Source organism: Aeromonas simiae, from assembly GCF_000820125.1.
Classification (GTDB): Bacteria; Pseudomonadota; Gammaproteobacteria; order Enterobacterales; family Aeromonadaceae; genus Aeromonas; species Aeromonas simiae.
Genome location: NZ_CDBY01000072.1, coordinates 1,438 through 2,044 on the forward strand (window position 1 = coordinate 1,438; position 607 = coordinate 2,044).

The following is a 607-nucleotide window of genomic DNA, read 5'->3' on the forward strand; positions in this document are numbered from 1 at the left end:
GGAGCAGCTGGCCGAGCTGAAACAGGCCTTCGAGGCCCAGCAACCGGCGATCCGCATCAAGTGGGTGCGCGACTCCACCGGCGTGATGACCGCCCGCCTGCTGGCCGAGAAGGCCAACCCCAAGGCCGACGTGGTATGGGGGCTGGCCGCCACCAGCCTGCTGCAACTCGACAAGCAGGGCATGCTGGCCGCCTATGCCCCCAAGGGATTGGACAAGCTCGACAGCCGTTTCCGAGACAGCCGCGCCGAGCCGCACTGGGTCGGTCTCGATGCCTTCTTCAGCGCCCTCTGCTTTAACAAGGTGGAAGCCGAGAAGCAGGGCATTCCGGCCCCGACCAGCTGGGCCGATCTGACCAAGCCTGTCTACCGCGGCAAGATAGTGATGCCCAACCCCGCCTCGTCGGGCACCGGTTTTCTGAGCGTGGCTGGCTGGCTACAGACCATGCCGCAAGGGGCGGGCTGGCAATACATGGACGCCCTGCACCAGAACATCGATCGCTACACCCACTCGGGCTCCGCCCCCTGCAAGCTGGCCGCCAGCGGCGAGACGGTGATCGGCATCTCCTTTGACTTCCCGGCCACCAGCCTCAAGGCCAAGGGGGCCCCC

General features: G+C 66.6%; 1 protein-coding gene. It reads left to right on the forward strand.

Features of this window, described 5'->3' with window-relative positions:
- Positions 1 to 607 (forward strand): extracellular solute-binding protein (locus tag BN1134_RS15450; protein ID WP_042048306.1); only part of this gene is annotated, 607 nt, incomplete at both ends.